Raw genomic sequence first — 18082 nt, 5'->3', positions numbered from 1 at the left:
TCTCCTCAAAGGGACGGCAGGCCGCCCCCAAGTCTATCCGACCCCCACATATCTCTGCACGAACGCCGGATCGGCGCGCAGGGCCTCGACGCTGACGGTCTCGCGGGCGCGGCCGTTCTCGATGAACGTCACGCGGTCGGCGACCGACAGCACTGCGTCGACGCGCTGCTCGACCAGTATGGTCGAGACGCCGCGCTCGCGCAGCTTGGCCACCGTCTCACGGATTTTCGCGATCATCGACGGCATCAGGCCTTCCGTTGGTTCGTCGAGCAGCAGCACTTCGGGTTCCAGGCAGAGCGCGCGGGCCATGGCCAGCATCTGCTGCTCGCCGCCCGACAGCGTGCCGGAGCGCTGGCCGAGCCGGTCGCGCAGCAGCGGGAAGAGGTCGAGTACGGCGTCGCGCGTCGCCTTGCCCTTGGCGCGCGTCATCAGGCCGATCTCGATGTTTTCGGCCACCGTCATTTCGGCAAACAGCCGTCGTCCCTGCGGCACATAGGCGACGCCCGCCTTGGGCACGTCATGGGCGGCAAGGGTCGTCAGTTGGCGCTCGCCGAGCTTGATCGAGCCGGCACGCGCCGGCACCAGCCCCATGATCGCCTTGAGCGTCGTCGTCTTGCCGGCGCCGTTGCGGCCGAGAAGACAAAGCACCTCGCCCTTTTTCAGTGTCAGCGACAGGCCATGCAGCACCTGCACTTCGCCGTAGAAACAGTTGAGCCCGGAGATGGTCAGCGCGTCGCTCATGCCGGCTCCGTTCCGAGATAGGCGCGCTGGACCTCGTCATTGGCGCGGATGTCTGCAGGCGTGCCCTCGGCGAGAATCCTGCCGGCGTTCATGACGGTGATGCGGTCGGCCAGCCCCATCACCACCTGCATATTGTGCTCGATCAAAAGCACGGTGGCGTCCTGTGCGATCTCGCGCACGAGGTCCATAAAGCCGGCGATCTCGCCATCGGAAAGGCCCTGTGTCGGCTCGTCGAGGATCAGCAGGCGCGGCTTCAGCGCAAGTCCCATGGCGACTTCGAGAAGCCGCTGATGGCCGTAGGACAGCGTGCCGGCAAGGCTGTTGGCACGGCCGGCCAGGCCGGTGCGCTCGAGCGCGTTCATGACGCCGGCATGGAGTTTTGCGCGCGAGCGGCCATCGGTCAGGGTGCGCTGCATCGGGAGGGCGACATTGTCGTAGGCGCTGAGATGAGCGAACACGCTGGTGATCTGGAACGTATAGGCAATGCCTTGGCGAACGCGCCGATAGGCCGGCAGATCGGTGATGTCGTCGCCGTCGAAGATGATGGTGCCCGAACTCGGCATCACCCGGCCGCAGACGAGGCTGACGAAGGTCGTCTTGCCTGCCCCGTTGGGGCCGATGATGGCGTGGATCTCGCCGGGCAGCAGCGTGAAATCGACGCCGTCGACGGCGCGCAGACCGCCATAGTTTTTCCGGAGATCGCGCGTGGTGAGCAGCGGCGTCATGGCAGCCACCGTATCCAGCGTTCGCGGATGGTGCCGAGAATGCCCTTCGGGAAATAGAGCACCAGCAGGATGAGGGCGACGCCGACGATCAGCAGATAGGCCGAGGTGTAGCTGGAGGTGATGTCGACGACGTAATACATGAACAGCGCGCCGACGAAGGGGCCGAGCGTGGTGGCGGCGCCGCCGAGCAGAACCCAGAGCAGCGGCAGGATCGAATACTGCACCGAGGCGAAGCTCGAGCCGACATAGCCGAACAGCAGCGCATAGGCAGCACCCGCCGAGGCGCAGATGACGCCGGAGACTACGACTGCGACCAGCTTGTTGGCAAAGGTGTCGTAACCGAGCATCTTCGTGCGCTCCTCGTTTTCGCGGATGGCCACCAGCACGCGGCCATGGGCGGAACGCACGATGAAAAGCGTTATCAGAAGCACGACGGAAAACAGCGCAAGCGCCGCCATGTAGCGCGTCGCAGGATGCGTGAGGTCTAGGTAAAAGTCGCCGATGAAGAGGCGGCGGGTTTCCTGGCCGAGAACGAGGCCGTCGTCGCCGCGCGTCCATTCGCTGAAATAGAAGGTCAGGAGATAGCAGACCTGCGCGAACATCATGGTGACGATCATGAAAGCGACGCCGGTGGTGCGCAGCGCCAGCAGGCCGATGGCGAGCGACAGCACCGCGCCGGAGACAAGCCCGGCGGCAAAGGCTGCCGGCATGGCCCAGCCGAAATGATAGGCGGTCAGCCCCGCGCCATAGAGCCCGGCGGCGAAGAACATGGCGTGGCCAAGGCTGAGCAGGCCGGCATAGCCGAACAGCATATTGTAGCCCATGGCAACGACGGAAAGCACCATGACGCGCGCAAGCACGCCATGGTGATATTCGGGCAGGATGAAATTCAGCGCGAACAGAATCCCGATGACGGCGATGTGCAGCAGGAAGACCTTGGCCGACGAATTGCCTCCCCTCATCGGCTGGCCGTCCCGAACAGGCCTTGCGGGCGGAACACCAGCACCATGGCGACCAGCAGCGTGGCGATGATCTTGGCCAGTGTCGGCGAGAAAAAGGCCGAAATGATGCCGTCCGAAAGGCCGATCAGCACGGCGGCGACCACCGTGCCGCGCAGCGAACCAAGGCCGCCGATGATGACGACGATGAAGGAGAGTAGCAGCGGGTCCATGCCCATCAGGTAATGGGCCTGGGTTATCGGCACGATCAGCACGGCGGCGATTGCCGCCAGCATCGCGCCGAGCGCAAAGACGCCGGCATAGACGCGGTCGACCGGAATGCCGAACGCCTGCGCCGTTTCGCTGTCATATTGCGTGGCGCGCATGACGAGGCCGATTTTCGTGCGCGTCAGCACGAACCATGTCGCCGTCAGCAGGACGATGGACGCGGCGATGATCGACAGCTTGTAGCCGGAATAGCCGAACCATGGGAACAGGATGCGATAGGTGAACGGCGCATCGACCGGCCGCGCCTGCGGACCGTAGAAGGTGAGCGCGAGCTGCTGGATGATGTAGAGCATGCCGATGGTGGCGACGATGGTGGCTTCGGGATTGTAGTTCAGCCGGCGCAGCACCAGCCGTTCGGCCACGAGCGCCACGGCCCCGACGATCAGCGGGCTGATGACCAGCGCCAGAAGGAAGCCTATCGCCGGATGCCCGGTGACCAGCGAAGCGATCCACCAGGCCAGCACAGCACCGAGCATGAAAAACTCGCCATGCGCGACATTGACCACGCGCATGACGCCGAACACCAGCGACAGGCCAAGTGCCATCAACGCAAGAACCGCACTTGTGACGAGGCCTTCGAGGGCGGCGAGAAGTAGGTGGGGTCCGAAGGCCATTAGTGATCGCCCTCGTGTTCGACCGGCGGCCATTGGCGGGAGGTGTGGACTACCGCAAGAATACGGACCATCCCGGCATCAAAGTCGTAGACGATCCGATAGCTTCTGTGGGGAAGCAATTCGCGTGTGCCGGCAAGAAGGCCTTGCCGCCCGGAATTGGGAAAATCAGCGAGCCTACCGGTGGCGCCGGACAGCAGTTCGTCCATTTGTATCGCGGCACGAGGGTTATCAATGGCTATGAAATCAACAATCTCGGCAAGATTTAGTTTTGCGGCGGTTGACCACCTGACTTTCACGGCTAGGCCTCTTTAGTGCGGGCTAGCAGTTTCTTTCGCCTTGCCGCAACTTCTGCCTCGACCTCCTCCTGAGAAAAACTCAAGCCGGCTTCGAATTGCTTGCGCGAGATTTCAACCTTGCGGCGCAGGAATTCCACATAACTGCGTTCTTCTTCCTCTCGCGTTCGGACAAAATCACGCATCATTTCGCGCACGATCTGGGAAGCGGGGCGATCTGCCGCCTCGGCTGCAGCCATGAACGCATCCCGCAGTTCGGGCTCCAGCTTCATCGTGAATACAGCTTCTTTCGGCATAACAGCCTCCTTTGCGGTACTGACGATGTATATACGCCGTCAGTACCTTTCCGGCAACTTTCAGCTTACAGCGACTGCGTCGTATAATCGCCTTCGGCCTCGTACATGCCGTCCTCGATCGAGGTGCGGTGCACGACCTTCAGCTTGCCGCCTTCCACCTTGGAAATGTTCTGGTGGCCGAAGCACTGGTGGATCTTGCCGTTGAAGGTCTTGTCGCCCTGCGGATGCTCGGGGCCTTCCTTGAACTCGGTCAGCGCCTCGGTCGCCTCGACCAGCTTGCCGCGGTCTTCCGGCCCCTTGTAGCCGGCGTCTTCCATCGCCTTCTTGATGACATAGAGCGTCTCCCAGCAGCCGAACATGTGGGCGGCGGTGGAAACGTCCTTGGGGTCGCCGACGGCAGCACCGTTCTCGTCGATGCCGACGGCGGCGCGATAGGCTTTCTGCGCGTCGGAGTCGTTCTCCTGGGCGTAGCGCGGCGAGCCTTCCCAGAAATGGCTGCCGTCGAGGAATTCGAGGCCGGGGCTGTTGATGTCGACGGCCTCGAGCGAGTCGATGAAGCCGAAAAGCTGCGGCCGGTTGGAGCCGTAGAATTCGCCGAGTTCCTTGACGAAGGTCAGCACCGCAGGCCCGACCATGACATGGTAGATGACCTCGGTCTCAGCCGGGATCTGCGGGAAATAGCGGGTGAACGAGCTTTCCGTCGGCGGAATGGCGATCTGCGCGATGACTTCCGCGCCCTGCGCCTTCAGCGCCGGCGGCAGGTAGTCGCGATGGTCGTAGCCGAACGCAAAATCCGGATAGATCATCGTGACCTTCTTGCCGGCATTGGCCGCGATCCACGGGGCAACCGATTGCACCTGGCTTTTCACGTCGGTGATGCCAGGCTGGAAGCAGTAGCGGTTGAGTTTTGTGGAGGCGACGTGGTGGCCTTCGCTGACCACGTAATAGGGAATTTTCAGTTCGCCCGCCGTGGGCGCCGAGCCGATGACGACGTGGGAAAACAGCGTGCCGAAGACGATGTCGGTCTTGTGCTGGCTGGCGAATTTGGCGACCACTTCGGCGCCGCGCTTTGGGTCGGTGCCATCGTCCTCGATGACGATCTCGACCGGACGGCCGGTGATGCCGCCGGCATCGTTGATGAGTTTTACGGCTGCTGCGGTTGTCTTTTCATACCAGCGGCCATAGGCGGCGCCGATACCGGTGCGATGCGACTGGAAGCCGATCTTGATCGGCGCCGAGCTCTGCGCCTGCGCATAGCGGACGAAGCCGGGCGCGGCGGCGAGGCCGGCGGTGGCGGCAAGCCCCTTCAGCGCGGTGCGGCGGTTTAGACGAAGGCCATCCGGCCCCAGAATCCTGCTTTTATCGGTCATGTCGGTTCCCCTTGTCTTATGACTTATAACCGCTGATCAACATCAAACGCCTCGCCCATTTTCGAGGCGGAAAATTGCATGTGTACAAACTAAATCACCAAAGTTCCGGCATGGCAATAGCTGCTCCCCAAGGGGAAGCACGCGCCGTGTTTCAGTCCGAAAACAGCGTCAGCCGGCGGTCGGCGTCGACAGCAGCCACAGGCCGAAAACGGTGTAGCCGATCATCAGGATCGTGAGCGGCAACTGGCTGAGCGCAGCCTGTCTTGCTGTCGGATGGAGCCGGTAGGCCAGCCCATGCGCTATGAGCACTGCCAGCACATGCCCGCCGATGATTGCCGCAGCCTGTGCGTTCCAAAGCGCCCAGGCCGACTGATAACCGGCGACGATGCCGGCGCCGACCTGAAAGCCAGCGGTGCCGAACACGTCCCAGCCGCTGGAGAACGGGTCGGAGATTGCCACCAGCGCATACTGGCCGTTGACGAGGAAGGCGGTGAGGTAATGCGAGAAATGATAGGCGAGCGCGATCGGCACGATCGACCAGACCAGAAGCCCGGCGGATCTGGCGAAGGGCAGGCGGCTGCCGGCGAGACGCTCGCCGAGGAGCACGGCCAGCAGATAGACGGCTGAAAGGGCTGCGAATATCAGCACCAGCCCTATCGTGTTCGTTGTCATGACGGCCGAGCGGCCTGGAAATTCCAGCGGATTGATGCCGTTGAGGCCGAGCCAGAAGAAGGTTTTCGACAGGCCGTCGAAGGACACGGAGCTAAGTGACAGCAAGAGAAAGAACATGCCGCTAGCCGGCAAAGGATTTGCGGCCCAAAGCTTCGCGCCGGGCAGGCAGAGTGATGTCCGGTTTTCTGGACGTGCAGCCTCCACCATCCCAAACCGCGACACCATCCGAAAGAACACGGACAGGAATTCGCCGCGCCGGCTCCAGTCTTCATAGCCGAAGGCGATCACAGCCAAGAAGCTCATCAGCCAGTAGATGCCGGCAGCCCACGCAAGCCGCGCCGGATCGTCGGGCGCGGGGTCGATCAGCTCGAACCACGCGAAGGCGAAGAACAGTATGAGTGCTGGCCAGTAGCCGGCCCATTGGGGCAATCGTCTGTCGCGCAGCGCCGGAAAGATGGCAGTCGCTACCCGCCATGGCCCGTACCAAGGATTGATCCATGCCCAGAGATTGCCGAACACGCCCTGCACCAGCGTCAGCCCGACCCACAGCAGCGTCCAGATGGTCAGCGGCAGAGGGTTGGAAAGCGGATCGCGGCTGCCGAGAAAGCCTGCGGCGATCAGAGTGGCGAAGATGGCAAAGGCGATGAGGCTGGTGAGGAGCCGCAGGCCGTTATTGACCGCGAAAAGCGCAAGACGTTTGGCAGCGATGCGCTTCAGCAAGGCTGGCGGCAGAATGGCCAGCACCAGAAAACTTGCGGCAACCGCTATGGCGCCTCCGGTGAGGTAATAGCCGGTCGGCATGAGCAGGACATAGCCGCGATCGGAAGCGTGAGCGAAAGCGGGGGACGTGTTTAGAAAGGTGGCTATGCAGGCGAGGAATATGAGGGTGAGTAAAAGGGAGGTCGGCCTTCGCCCCGCGTCACCACCCCCCTCTGTCCTGCCGGACCCGGCCCTTCGCTTATGCTTCGGGCGTTCGTCGTTCGAAAAGGCAAATCGTTGGCTTTTCGTCCGCTGCGCGGACCACTTCTCACCCCCCGCAAGGGGGGAGATTGGCAGCTTCAACGCCGACTCATCTCTCGCAAAGCTGGAGATTGGCGAAACCGTAGATGAAAGTCTGATCTCCCCCCTTGCGGGGGAGATGTCCGGCAGGACAGAGGGGGGTGGTGATGTAGTGGGTTGTCGGATCAAGATCTGCTCCTGGCCATCCACGTCATCTCAGCCCGGGGCATGAGTATCCACACCCGGCGAAGCCTCTCCCCTCACACCTTGACCAGATGCTCCACCCGGTCCTTCTCGCCAAAGATCCGCAAGTACCGTTCGATCTCGCGTTTGTCGCCGGTCGCCTTGGCCGGATTGTCGGAGAGTTTCACCGCCTCACGGCCGTTGACCTTGGTGACCTTGCAGACCAGCGAGATGGCGTTGAGGCCGCGGGTTTCCATTGGTGCGCAGCCTTCGAAGTCATTGGTCAGGTTGGTGCCCCAGCCGAAGGACATGCGCACCTTGCCCTTGAAATGGCGGTAAGTCTCCTCGATCGTCTCGACCTCCAGCCCGTCGGAGAAGATCAGCAGCTTCTTCTTGGGGTCGACGCCCTTCTCGCGCCACCAGGCCATGATCTTTTCGCCGGCCTCGATCGGCGGCGCGCTGTCGGGGCGGAAGCCGGTCCAGTCGGCGATCCAGTCCGGCGCATCGCGCAGGAAGGCGGTGGTGCCGAAGGCGTCGGGCAACACGATCAGCAGGTTGCCGCCGTAATAACGCTGCCAGTCCTGCAGCACCTTGTACGGCGACTTGCGCAGCTCCTGCTCGCTGTTGGTCAGCGCCGCCGCCACCATCGGCAGTTCATGCGCGTTGGTACCGAGCGCTTCGAGGTCGTTGTCCATGGCCAGCAGCACGTTCGACGTGCCGGTAAAGGCCTCGCCGATGCCTTCCTTCAGCGCTTCCACACACCAGCGCTGCCACAGGAAGCTGTGGCGGCGACGGGTGCCGAAGTCGGAAATCTTCAGGTCCGGCAAAAGCCGCAGCCGCTCGGTCTTGGTCCAGAGCTTGGCCTTCGCGCGGGCATAGAGAACATCGAGTGCGAACGGCGCGAATGGCTTCATCGCCGAACGCGAGCGCAGCTCGTTGATGATGGCGAGCGCCGGGATTTCCCACAGCGTCGTGTACATCCACGGCCCGTGGAATTCGAGCTCGTACTGGCCATCGCGCTTGGTCAGCTCATATTCGGGAAGCTGGAAATCTTCCAGCCAGGCCAGGAACTCCGGCTCGAAAATCTGCTTGCGGCCATAGAAGGTGTTGCCGCCCAGCCAGATCATCTCCTTCTTGCTGAAGCGCAGCGTGCGGGCATGGTCGAGCTGGTCGCGCAACTCCTGCTCGTCGATTTCCTCGCCGAGCTTGACCGATGTGGTGCGGTTGATCAGCGAGAAGGTGACGTCGACGTTCGGATACATGCCCCAGATCATCTGGAGCATCAGCAGCTTGTAGAAATCGGTATCGAGCAGGCTGCGCACGATGGGATCGAGCTTCCATGCGTGATTGTAGACGCGCCGCGCAATATCGGTTTTTGCCATTCACCCAGGAGCCTTTTCATGCCGCTTCGGACTGTCCGACAGCGCTAATATCATTGAATTTGGCGTTACGCTTCATGATTGCCGCTCTGGACCGACAAAAAATGAGCCGGCGACAGAGATCGGTTACGGCTCCACGGCGGTATTTACCTTCTGCGAGCGGCGCTTGCGGATGCTGATCTGGCCGGCGACGGCGGCCTCCGTGCGTCCCGCCGCCTCCTCGCCTTCGCCGTAGAGCCAGTCGATGAAGACCTGCGCCACGGGGGCCGAGCGCACCTCGTTGCGGCATATGACGTAGAAGGCGTAGCTGGCGGGTACCGACAGGTTGAACGGCGTCACCAGCTGGCCCTTGGCGAGCAGGCCGCTGGCGGTGACGGAATCGCCCAGCGCCACGCCATGGCCGCTGATAGCCGCCTCGGTGGAGAGCCGCGCGTCGCTGAAATGGTGTTCTCGCCCGCGGTTCAGGTCCAGCGCCTCGGCTGCGGCAAGCCATGTGTGCCATTCGCGGCCATCGTCGCCATGCAGCATGACGTGGTCGGCAAGGTCGCGGATGGTGCGGATCGGCCGGTTGTTGATCAGCGTCGGGCTCACCACCGGAAAGAGTTCCAGGTTGAGCCATTTCTTGAGCCAGCAATCGGCCCAGTTGCCATCGCCATAGTGCACGCAGATATCGATATCGGGCGAGCGGATGTCTTGCGGGTCGTTGGAGGCGATCAGCTTGAGCCTTATGTCGGGAAAGCGCGCCATGAAGCTGCCGAGCCGCGGGATCAGCCACAGCGACAGCAGCGCCGGCACGCAGCTTATGGTCAGCGTGCCGGAACTCGTCGGCCGCGTCATGCGTGCGGTGGCCGCCGCGATGCCGTCGAAGGCGCTCGACACCGCCGGCAGAAGCTCGGCACCCTGCGGCGTCAGCTTGAGCCGCTGGCCGGCGCGCTCGAACAGCTTAACCCTGAGCGAAAGCTCCAGCGCGCGGATCTGGTGGCTGATGGCGCCGTGGGTGACGTTTAGCTCGCCGGCGGCCTTGCTCAGGGAGCCGTGCCGCGCCGTCGCCTCGAAGGCGCGCAGTGGGTTCAGGGGCGGCAGGCGCTTGCTCATTTGCGGTTTCCGGTAGCACTCGCATGTGAGAAAATCTCACAATCGAAGCTTTAACAATATCAATTGATTTTTCAACGCGCCTGCCCAAGAATTCAGACGGAACAGAAGGTGCGGGATTGCACTTTCACGCAGGAGCGAGACGGCGAAAACGCCGCGAGGGACTCCGGCAGACCACCGTCCAGTACGGCTTAATCAGGGAGACTACCGGCATGGGTTTCGATCGTGGCAAGCTCGACGCGTTGCGCCGCAAATATGGTGAGAGCCATGGCGGCGAACTGTTCAACCCCCAGTTCCGGCGCGTCGCCGACAAGATTTTCTCCAAGAGCGGCACGCGGCTGGCTCCCTATTCGGGTGTGCCGACCTTCCTGACCGCGCCTTATGTGCAGGTCGACAACGACAATCCCGATTTCGGCGATCTCCAGGTCGCGATGATCGGCGTGCCGATGGATCTCGGCGTCACCAATCGTCCAGGCTCCCGCTTCGGTCCGCGCGCCCTGCGCACCATCGAGCGCATCGGGCCGTATAATCACGTGCTCGACTGCGCCCCGGTGCAGGATCTGCGCGTCGCCGACATTGGCGACGTGCCGTTCCAGAGCCGCTACCGTCTCGAACTCAGCCATGACGACATCGAGCGGCGCATCAACCAGATCGTCGATGCCGGCGTGCTGCCGCTGTCGGTCGGCGGCGATCATTCGATCAGCCATCCGATCCTCAAGGCGGTCGGCAAGAAGCGCCCGGTCGGCATGATCCATATCGACGCGCATTGCGACACCGGCGGCGCCTACGATCTGACCAAGTTCCATCACGGCGGCCCGTTCCGCAATGCGGTGCTGGACGGCGTGCTCGATCCGACGCGCACGATCCAGATCGGCATTCGCGGCTCGGCCGAATATCTGTGGGAGTTCACCTACGAGTCCGGCATGACGGTCATCCACGCCGAGGAGGTGACGGGCATGGGCATTTCCGCCGTCATCGAAAAGGCGCGCAAGATCGTCGGCGATGGCCCGACCTATCTTTCCTTCGACATCGACAGCCTCGACCCGGCGTTCGCGCCCGGCACCGGCACGCCGGAAGTCGGTGGGCTGACGACGCGCGAGGTGCTGGAAATCCTGCGTGGGCTGAAGGGGCTTAATCTCGTTGGCGGTGACGTCGTCGAGGTCGCGCCGCAATATGACTCGACCACCAACACCGCACATGCCGGCGCGCAGGTTCTGTTCGAGATCCTGAGCCTGATGGTGTTCAGTCCCGCCGTCAAAGACAGGACGGCCTGATCCAGTTTTAGCCATCGGCCTGGAACCGATGGCAGGGCGGCCCGCCTGGGCCGCACCGACAATAATGATTTTCCAGAAGGGGAACCAAAATGACCATGCATTCGCATCTCAAATCGTCCTTTGCCGCCTTGCTGCTGCTCGGCAGCGCCGCCATCGCCACGCAGGCGGCCCATGCCGACGCCCTTGAAGACATCGCCAAGGCCGGCGTCATCAATGTCGGCGTCTTCGCCGACTTTCCGCCCTTCTCCTCGGCCAGCGCCGATATGAGCCTCAAGGGCTACGACATGGAAGTCGCGCAGTTCATCGCCGACTCGCTGAAGGTAAAGCTCAACACGGTCGCCGTGACCGGCCAGAACCGCATTCCCTACCTGACCGATCATCGCGTCGACCTGTTGATGAGCGTCGGCTACAGCAAGGAGCGCGAGCAGGTCATCGACTTCGCCGTCGCTTACGCGCCTTACTACATCGCGGTGATCGGACCCGCCGCCCTTGAGGTCAAGGACAAGGCCGCGCTGGCCGACAAGAGCATCGCCGTGAACCGCGGCACGCTGGAAGACACGTCACTCACGGAAGCGGCCCCGGCGACAGCCGACATCAAGCGCTTCGACAATTACAACGCTGTGATCCAGGCCTTCATCTCGGGCCAGACCCAGCTGATGGTCGTCGGCAACGATGTCGGCGCGCAGGTTCTGGCGCGCCAGGAGGCGCTCAAGCCGGAGCAGAAGTTCCAGTTGCTGACCTCTCCCTCGCATATAGGATTGAACAAGAACGAAGAGGGACTGAAGAAGGCGGTCAACGACGCCGTCGCCAAGATGCTGGCAGACGGACAGTTGAACAAGGCATCGGAGGAATGGCTGAAGACGCCGCTCAATCCTGAAAACCTCAAGGATTGATCTGTGGGCTACAGCCTCGATTTCGGCTGGCTTTACGAGGCCTCGGGCGCAATCGCCCGGGGTGCTGCCGTAACGGTCATGCTGATCGTGGTGACGACGCTGGCCGGGACGTTCATCAGCGTCCTTGCCGCCGCCGGGCGGCGCAGCGGCTATCGCTGGCTCCGCCTGGCGATAACCGCCTATGTCGAGGTGGTCCGCAACACGCCGTTTCTGGTGCAGCTCTTCTTCATCTTCTTCGGCCTGCCCAGCCTCGGCATCAGGCTAGACCCTATCCTCGCCGCGATTTTGGCGATGACGCTCAACATGGCGGCCTATACGACGGAGATCGTCGGCGCCGGCCTTGATGCGGTGCCGGCCGGGCAGAAGGAAGCGGCACTGTCTTTGGGCTTGCGGCCGCGCCAGGTGTTCGTCAAGATCGTCCTGCCGCAGGCGCTGAAGGTCATCTTCCCGGCGCTGACGAGCCAGATCGTGATCATGATGCTCGAATCCGCAGTCGTATCGCAGATCGCCGTCCGTGAACTCACCTATGAAGCCGATATGCTGCAGGCCAGAACCTTTCGCGCCTTTGAGACCTATTTCGTCGTGACGATGGTCTATCTCGGCCTTTCGATCGCGCTGCGGCGCATGCTGGTTTCGGTCGGACGCCGCACACTCTCGGCAGGTGTGACATGATCGAGTTCACCTTCTGGGATATTCTGCGAAACCTGCTGTTTGCCACGCGCTGGACGATCCTTTTGTCGATCGCAGCATTTGTTGGTGGCGGCGCGGTCGGCATAGTCATCCTCTTCCTCAGAATATCCAAGGCGAAATGGCTTCGTCGCTTTGCCAGCGGCTACATCGCGCTGTTCCAGGGAACGCCGCTTCTGATGCAGCTTTTCCTGATGTTTTTCGGCCTGCCGATGCTCGGCTTTCGCATCGAGCCGTGGACGGCGGCCGTGCTTGCGCTGACCTTCTTTGCCAGCGCTTATCTCGCCGAGATATGGAGAAGCGGCGTCGACGCCTTGCCGCGCGGCCAGTGGGACGCCGGCGCCAGCCTCGGGCTGCATTATGTGCAGGAACTGCGCCTCATCATCCTACCGCAGGCGTTTTCCATCACGCGGGCGCCGATCGTCGGTTTCCTCGTCCAGCTCATCAAAAGCACGGCGCTGACCTCGATCATCGGCTTCGAAGAGCTTCTCAGAACCTCGAATGCGATCAACAATGCGACGTTCGAACCCTTCACCGTCTATGGGCTGGTCGCGCTGATCTTTTTCGTGCTGTGCTATCCGCTCACCCAATATGCCAGAATGCTGGAGAGCCGCGCCGCTGCACATTGATTTCGCTTGAACAACCGTGGGAACAGCCGCAACGTCGGCAAAAAACAGGAGAACGAAAATGACCGAATTTCTGAAAACCAGTCTCAGCCGCCGCAGCGTGTTGGGCGCGGGCGTTGCGGGTGCCGCGTTGCTTGCCATGCCTGCCGTGCTGCGCGCGCAGGACAAATCATTGAAGGTCGGCGTCTATGGCGGCTACTTCAAGAAGTCCTTCGACGAGCACATCTTCCCGGAATTCACCAAGGCGACCGGCATTGCCGTCGAATCCATCGCCGAGCCAACGGGCGAAGCCTGGCTGGTCCAGCTCGAACAGGCAGCCAAGGCAGGCCAGGCCCCGGCCGACGTTTCGATGATGTCTCAGGTATCGACACTGAAGGGCCAGGCGACCGAACTGTGGACGCCGATCGATATCGCCAAGATCAAGCATGGCGGCGACCTGCTCGACCGCTTCGTCAACAAATATCCGGACGGCCGCATCGCCGGCATCGGCGCGGTGGCGTGGTACATCACGCTGGTCACCAACACCGATGTCTACAAGCAAGCGCCGACTTCCTGGGAAGCCCTGTGGGACCCGGCCAATGCCGACAAGCTCGGCCTTCTGGCCCTGGTTTCCAACTCCTTCCTGCTCGAAGTGACGGCCAAGACCTTCCTGGGCGGCACCAATGCGCTCGACACTGAAGAAGGCCAACTGAAGGCTTTCGAAAAGCTTGCCGAAGTCAAGCCGAATGTCCGCCTCTGGTATCGCGACGAGGCGCAGTTCGAGCAGGCGCTGAAGTCGGGCGAAATCCCGATGGGTCAGTATTACCACGACGTCACCGGCCTTGCTGCCGCCGACGGTCAGCCCGTGCGCTCGACCTTCCCGAAGGAAGGCGGCATTCAGGATTCCGGCAACTGGGTCATCTCGCGCGCCTCCAAGAAGGCCGACGAGGCCCATGTCTTCATCGACTATATGAGCCAGCCTTCGGTCCAGGGCCTGATGTCGCGCAAGGTCGGCACTGCGCCGACGCTGAAGAAGGAAGTGCTCGACCTGAAGCCGGAGGAATTCGCCGCCGTGTCGTCGGAAATCGAGCCGATCATCCCGCGCTACGACCTCTACACGACCAAGTCCGACTGGCTTAACCAGAAATGGACCGAGCTGATCGCGGGGTAAAATTCTTTCTTTCCTTCTCCCCGTTCACGGAAGGGCAATCGCATACAGAGTTCGACCCCCACTCCGTCTCGGCTCCGCCGAGCCACCTCTCCCCCGATCGACGGGGGAGAGGAAACGCCGTCCGCAAACCTGGCGCCCTTCCTCTCCCCTTTTGAGGGGGAGAGGTGTCGAGCGTAGCGAGGCGGAGTGGGGGTCGGCTGTGCCATCGGCGATTGCCTTGCCGTAAGGAAGAAAACCGACACGGCGGCCTTTTCGCCTGACCCCCTACCCGCATATGATAAGCAAAAGAGCAGGGTAACCAGTATGTCCGGCCTGTCACTGAACGACATCACCAAGGAATTCGGCGATTTCAAAGCCGTCGACAATGTCGCGCTGAACGTGCCGCACGGCACCTTCGTCTGCCTGCTCGGGCCGTCGGGCTGCGGCAAGACCACGCTGCTTCGTATGATCGCCGGATTGGAGGAGCCGACCAGCGGCAGGATCGTCATCGACGACGAGGACATCACCGCCGTCCCGACCCACAAGCGCAATCTCGGCATGGTGTTCCAGTCGCTGGCGCTGTTTCCGCATCTGTCGGTGGGTGACAACATCGCATATTCGCTGCGCATTCGCGGTGCTTCGAAGCAGGACCAGCAGAAGCGCGTCGATGAGTTGCTGAAGCTGATCCATCTGCCGGGTTTTGCTGACCGGCCCGTCGCAAAATTGTCTGGCGGCCAGCGCCAGCGCGTCGCCATCGCCCGTGCACTTGCCCTTTCGCCGCGACTGTTTCTGCTCGACGAGCCGATGTCGGCGCTCGATGCCAAGCTGCGCGAATCCATGCAGGTCGAGTTGCGCCAGTTACAGCAGAAGCTCGGCATCACCACCATCGTCGTCACCCATGACCAGCGCGAAGCGATGACCATGGCCGATCTGGTCGTGGTGATGGGCGAGGGCCGCATCCGCCAGGCCGCCGCCCCGGTCGAAATCTACCGCAAGCCGGCGGACGCCTTCGTCGCCGACTTCATCGGCTCGACCAACCTTCTGCCGGTCTCCGCCGACAGCGCCGGCCGCGCCACGGTTCTGGGATCAGCCATTTCCGGCCTGACGCTTCCTTCCGGCGGCTCGAAAGCCTCGATTTCGGTACGGCCTGAGGACGTGCATCTCACCGCCCCCGGCAACGGCGCGATCGATGGCACGGTCACCTTCGTGCGCGACCTCGGCGGCACCATCGAGACCTTCGTCGAGGCCGGCGGCAAGACGATCATCGCTGTCGCCACGCCGCGCGAACGGCCCGAGGTCAAGGTCGGGCAGAGCGTCGGCATCGTGCTGCCGCCCGAAAGCTGCGTGGTTCTGAAGTCATGAGACGCGAGGCGCCGCGTTCCATTGGCGACTACACGCCGCTGTTCTTTCCGGCGCTGATGCTGATCGTCTTCTTCGTCGTGCCGTTCTCGACGATGATCGCGGTGAGCTTCTTCAAGCGCGATCCGGCCGGCTTCTACAAGACCGATTTCGTCTTCGACAATTATGCGCGCTTCCTGTCAACCTTCTTCGGCAGCGTGCTCGGCTTCTCGCTGATGCTGGCGGTGCTGGTCGCCATCTGCTGCATCGCCATCGCATTCCCCTTCACCTATCTGCTGACCAAGCAATCGCGCAAGGTGCAGACGGTGTGGCTGGTCTGCCTGCTGTCGGTGCTGTCGCTGTCGGAAGTCATCATCGGCTTTGCCTGGTCGACGCTGTTTTCGCGCACAGCCGGCATCACCAATCTGCTGGTCGCGGTCGGTCTGATGTCCCAGCCGCAGGCGCTGCTGCCGGGCTTTGGCGCGGTGCTGACAGGCATGGTCTATCAGGCGCTGCCCTATACGATCCTCGTGCTTTATCCCGCCCTCGTGCGGCTTGACCCGACATTGCTCGAGGCTGCGCGAACGCTAGGCGCCTCACCGGTGCGCGCCTTCTTCAACGTGGTGACGCCGGCGCTGCGCAACACGCTGGTGGCGACGCTGATCATGGTCTTCGTCTTCGCGCTTGGTTGCTATTTGCTGCCGCAGATCCTCGGCCGGCCGTCGCAATGGACGCTGTCGGTGCTGATCACCGATCAGGCGATCTACCAGTCCAACATGCCTTTCGCGGCAGCCATGGCCGTGTTCCTGGTGCTGATGTCGCTGGCGCTGGTCGGGCTTACCCTGCTGGTGGGCAGGCGGGAGAATGCGGGATGACGGACAGATTGCTTCGCCGGCTCTATTTCGCCCTTGTCGCGCTGTTTCTCGCAGCACCGCTGATCGTCGTGCTCGGCGTCTCGGTCAACGAGAAACAGGATCTGTCCTTCCCGCCAAAAGGCTTTTCGCTCGCCTGGTACGCGCAGATTTTTACCGACCCGGAATGGCGCAGCGCGCTGATCGCTTCGCTGCTGCTGGCGGTTTCGGCGGCAGCACTTGCGGTGGCGATTGCGCTGCCGCTGGCATGGTTCCTGTGGCGTCGTCATGCGCCCTGGGCGCATATCTTCCAGCTTCTCGGGGTCGCCCCCTTTATTCTCCCGCCGGTCATCACCGCCTTGGGTTTCCTGACCTTCTGGGCGACAACGGGCTTCTACGGCCAGCCTTGGACGGCGGCGATCAGCCACGCGATCTTCTTCGTCACGCTGCCGCTGGTGACGCTGTCGCTCGGCTTCGCCTCCATTGACCGCTCGCTGGTGGAAGCCGCCGCGACCATGGGCGCCGACGACCGCACCATCGCCAAAACCGTGGTGCTGCCGCTGATCCTGCCCTATCTCGTTTCCGGTTATGCCTTCGCCTTCGTGCTGTCGCTCAACGAATACATCGTCGCCTATATGACCATCGGCTTCACCATGGAAACGCTGCCGATAAAAATCTTCAACGCGCTGCGCTACGGCTATACGCCGACCATGGCGTCCGTGACGGTGTTCTTCGTGGCGATCGCAGCGCTGGTCTTCGGGCTGATCGCCAGGTTCGGCGACATCAGGCGGCTGCTTGGTGCCATGGGTTCGGAGGGCAAGTGATGAAACTGGCGGCACTCCAGATGCAGGCCGTGGCCGGCGATGTCGCTGCCAATCTTGCGCGCATCGAACGGGCGGCGCGCGAGGCGGCGAAGGGCGGTGCCGATCTGCTCGTCACGCCCGAACTGGCCGTCACAGGTTACGGTGCGGGCGAGGCGACGAAAGCACTGGCCGAGCCTGCCGACGGCGATCTTGCCGCCCGGCTATCAGCGCTGTCGGCTGAAACCGGAATCGCGATGGTCGTCGGTTTTGCCGAACGCGCCGGCGAGACGATCTACAACAGCGCGCTTTATGTCGATGGCTCGGCGGCTCCTGTCGTCTACCGCAAATCTCATCTCTATGGCGCCTACGAGCGCGGTCTGTTCCTGGCGGAAAAGCCGGCTGCCTGCGTGGTCAACCATCGCGGCGCGAAGATCGGCCTGCTGATCTGCTACGATGTCGAGTTCCCCGAAAATGTGCGGCGGCTTGCGCAGGCAGGTGTCGATGCGGTCATCGTGCCGACGGCGCTGCCGGCAAGTGATCATGACGAATTTATCGCCCGCAAGCTGATCCCGGTGCGCGCCTTCGAGAACCAGATTTTCGTCGCCTATGTGAACCATTGCGGCGCGGATGCGCTGTTTTCCTATGCCGGTCTTTCAGGCATTGCCGCACCCGATGGCACGTTGCTGGCCGAAGCGGGCCGGGGCGAGGAGGCGCTGCTGCTCGCTGAAGTCCGTCCCGCCGATTACGCGGCTTCGGCGGCGACGAATTCCTATTTGGCCGATCTCAGGGTTTAACGCCGCAGAGTTACATTTCGCTCTGTCGAACGCGCTCTACGGCGCCCCCCTCTGGCCTGCCGGCCATCTCCCCCGCAGGTGGGGAGATCAGCCTTCA

Annotated in this window: 19 protein-coding genes; 9 read left to right on the top strand and 10 right to left on the bottom strand. The window is 62.6% G+C overall.

Annotation, left to right across the window (positions count from 1 at the left end; all coding sequences use genetic code 11):
* Positions 1–33: 33 nt before the first annotated feature.
* The 10 genes from G6N74_RS17030 to gcvA all read right to left on the bottom strand — a co-directional run bounded on the left by G6N74_RS17030 (position 34) and on the right by gcvA (position 9593).
* Positions 34–741, bottom strand: coding sequence for an ABC transporter ATP-binding protein (locus G6N74_RS17030; protein WP_165119127.1), 708 nt, complete (start codon positions 739–741; stop codon positions 34–36).
* Positions 738–1466, bottom strand: a complete 729-nt coding sequence (locus G6N74_RS17025; protein WP_165119126.1) for an ABC transporter ATP-binding protein — start codon at positions 1464–1466, stop codon at positions 738–740. The genes G6N74_RS17030 and G6N74_RS17025 overlap by 4 nt, the downstream gene beginning before the upstream one ends.
* Positions 1463–2428, bottom strand: a complete 966-nt coding sequence (locus G6N74_RS17020; protein WP_165119125.1) for a branched-chain amino acid ABC transporter permease — start codon at positions 2426–2428, stop codon at positions 1463–1465. The genes G6N74_RS17025 and G6N74_RS17020 overlap by 4 nt, the downstream gene beginning before the upstream one ends.
* A complete protein-coding gene (locus G6N74_RS17015; RefSeq protein ID WP_165119124.1) occupies positions 2425–3306 on the bottom strand; it encodes a branched-chain amino acid ABC transporter permease in 882 nt (293 codons plus the stop codon). Before G6N74_RS17015 ends, G6N74_RS17020 begins: the two co-directional genes overlap by 4 nt.
* Positions 3306–3602, bottom strand: coding sequence for a type II toxin-antitoxin system RelE/ParE family toxin (locus G6N74_RS17010; RefSeq protein ID WP_165119123.1), 297 nt, complete (start codon positions 3600–3602; stop codon positions 3306–3308). The genes G6N74_RS17015 and G6N74_RS17010 overlap by 1 nt, the downstream gene beginning before the upstream one ends.
* A 2-nt stretch (positions 3603–3604) precedes the next feature.
* A complete protein-coding gene (locus G6N74_RS17005) occupies positions 3605–3895 on the bottom strand; it encodes an antitoxin of toxin-antitoxin stability system (protein ID WP_205826718.1) in 291 nt (96 codons plus the stop codon).
* 65 nt (positions 3896–3960) lie between these two features.
* Positions 3961–5265, bottom strand: a complete 1305-nt coding sequence (locus G6N74_RS17000) for an ABC transporter substrate-binding protein (protein ID WP_165119122.1) — start codon at positions 5263–5265, stop codon at positions 3961–3963.
* A gap of 168 nt (positions 5266–5433) precedes the next feature.
* Positions 5434–6738: a hypothetical protein gene (locus G6N74_RS16995; RefSeq protein ID WP_246245786.1), complete on the bottom strand. Its 1305-nt coding sequence runs from the start codon at positions 6736–6738 to the stop codon at positions 5434–5436.
* Between the two features lie 458 nt (positions 6739–7196).
* Positions 7197–8501, bottom strand: a complete 1305-nt coding sequence (pncB, locus tag G6N74_RS16990; RefSeq protein WP_165119121.1) for a nicotinate phosphoribosyltransferase — start codon at positions 8499–8501, stop codon at positions 7197–7199.
* 123 nt (positions 8502–8624) lie between these two features.
* Positions 8625–9593 carry a transcriptional regulator GcvA gene (gene gcvA, locus G6N74_RS16985; protein WP_165119120.1) on the bottom strand — a complete coding sequence of 323 codons (969 nt, stop codon included), beginning with the start codon at positions 9591–9593 and terminating at the stop codon, positions 8625–8627.
* A 209-nt stretch (positions 9594–9802) separates the two neighbouring features.
* Between gcvA and speB the strand changes: the two genes are divergently transcribed.
* The 9 genes from speB to G6N74_RS16940 all read left to right on the top strand — a co-directional run bounded on the left by speB (position 9803) and on the right by G6N74_RS16940 (position 17985).
* A complete protein-coding gene (gene speB, locus G6N74_RS16980; protein ID WP_165119119.1) occupies positions 9803–10864 on the top strand; it encodes an agmatinase in 1062 nt (353 codons plus the stop codon).
* A gap of 89 nt (positions 10865–10953) precedes the next feature.
* On the top strand, positions 10954–11757 hold the full coding sequence (locus G6N74_RS16975; protein WP_165119118.1) for a transporter substrate-binding domain-containing protein: 804 nt from the start codon (positions 10954–10956) through the stop codon (positions 11755–11757).
* Positions 11758–11760: 3 nt separating this feature from the next.
* Entirely contained in the window at positions 11761–12429 is a 669-nt protein-coding gene (locus tag G6N74_RS16970; RefSeq protein WP_165119117.1) for an amino acid ABC transporter permease, read from the top strand.
* On the top strand, positions 12426–13073 hold the full coding sequence (locus G6N74_RS16965) for an amino acid ABC transporter permease (protein WP_165119116.1): 648 nt from the start codon (positions 12426–12428) through the stop codon (positions 13071–13073). The genes G6N74_RS16970 and G6N74_RS16965 overlap by 4 nt, the downstream gene beginning before the upstream one ends.
* A gap of 58 nt (positions 13074–13131) precedes the next feature.
* Positions 13132–14220 carry an ABC transporter substrate-binding protein gene (locus G6N74_RS16960; RefSeq protein ID WP_165119115.1) on the top strand — a complete coding sequence of 363 codons (1089 nt, stop codon included), beginning with the start codon at positions 13132–13134 and terminating at the stop codon, positions 14218–14220.
* 303 nt (positions 14221–14523) lie between these two features.
* Complete coding sequence (locus tag G6N74_RS16955; RefSeq protein WP_165119114.1) at positions 14524–15561, top strand: ABC transporter ATP-binding protein; 1038 nt, start codon at positions 14524–14526, stop codon at positions 15559–15561.
* The gene (locus tag G6N74_RS16950; protein WP_165119113.1) at positions 15558–16412 is read left to right on the top strand and encodes an ABC transporter permease; all 855 of its coding nucleotides are present in this window, start codon (positions 15558–15560) and stop codon (positions 16410–16412) included. The genes G6N74_RS16955 and G6N74_RS16950 overlap by 4 nt, the downstream gene beginning before the upstream one ends.
* On the top strand, positions 16409–17212 hold the full coding sequence (locus tag G6N74_RS16945) for an ABC transporter permease (RefSeq protein WP_165119112.1): 804 nt from the start codon (positions 16409–16411) through the stop codon (positions 17210–17212). The genes G6N74_RS16950 and G6N74_RS16945 overlap by 4 nt, the downstream gene beginning before the upstream one ends.
* Positions 17209–17985, top strand: a complete 777-nt coding sequence (locus G6N74_RS16940; protein ID WP_165119111.1) for a carbon-nitrogen hydrolase family protein — start codon at positions 17209–17211, stop codon at positions 17983–17985. Before G6N74_RS16945 ends, G6N74_RS16940 begins: the two co-directional genes overlap by 4 nt.
* Positions 17986–18082 lie beyond the last annotated feature (97 nt).

The sequence above is a fragment of the Mesorhizobium zhangyense genome (assembly GCF_011045115.1).
Classification (GTDB): domain Bacteria; phylum Pseudomonadota; class Alphaproteobacteria; order Rhizobiales; family Rhizobiaceae; genus Mesorhizobium_M; species Mesorhizobium_M zhangyense.
The sequence above is the reverse complement of the archived record's forward strand: the minus strand, read 5'-3'. Positions and strand labels throughout refer to the sequence as shown.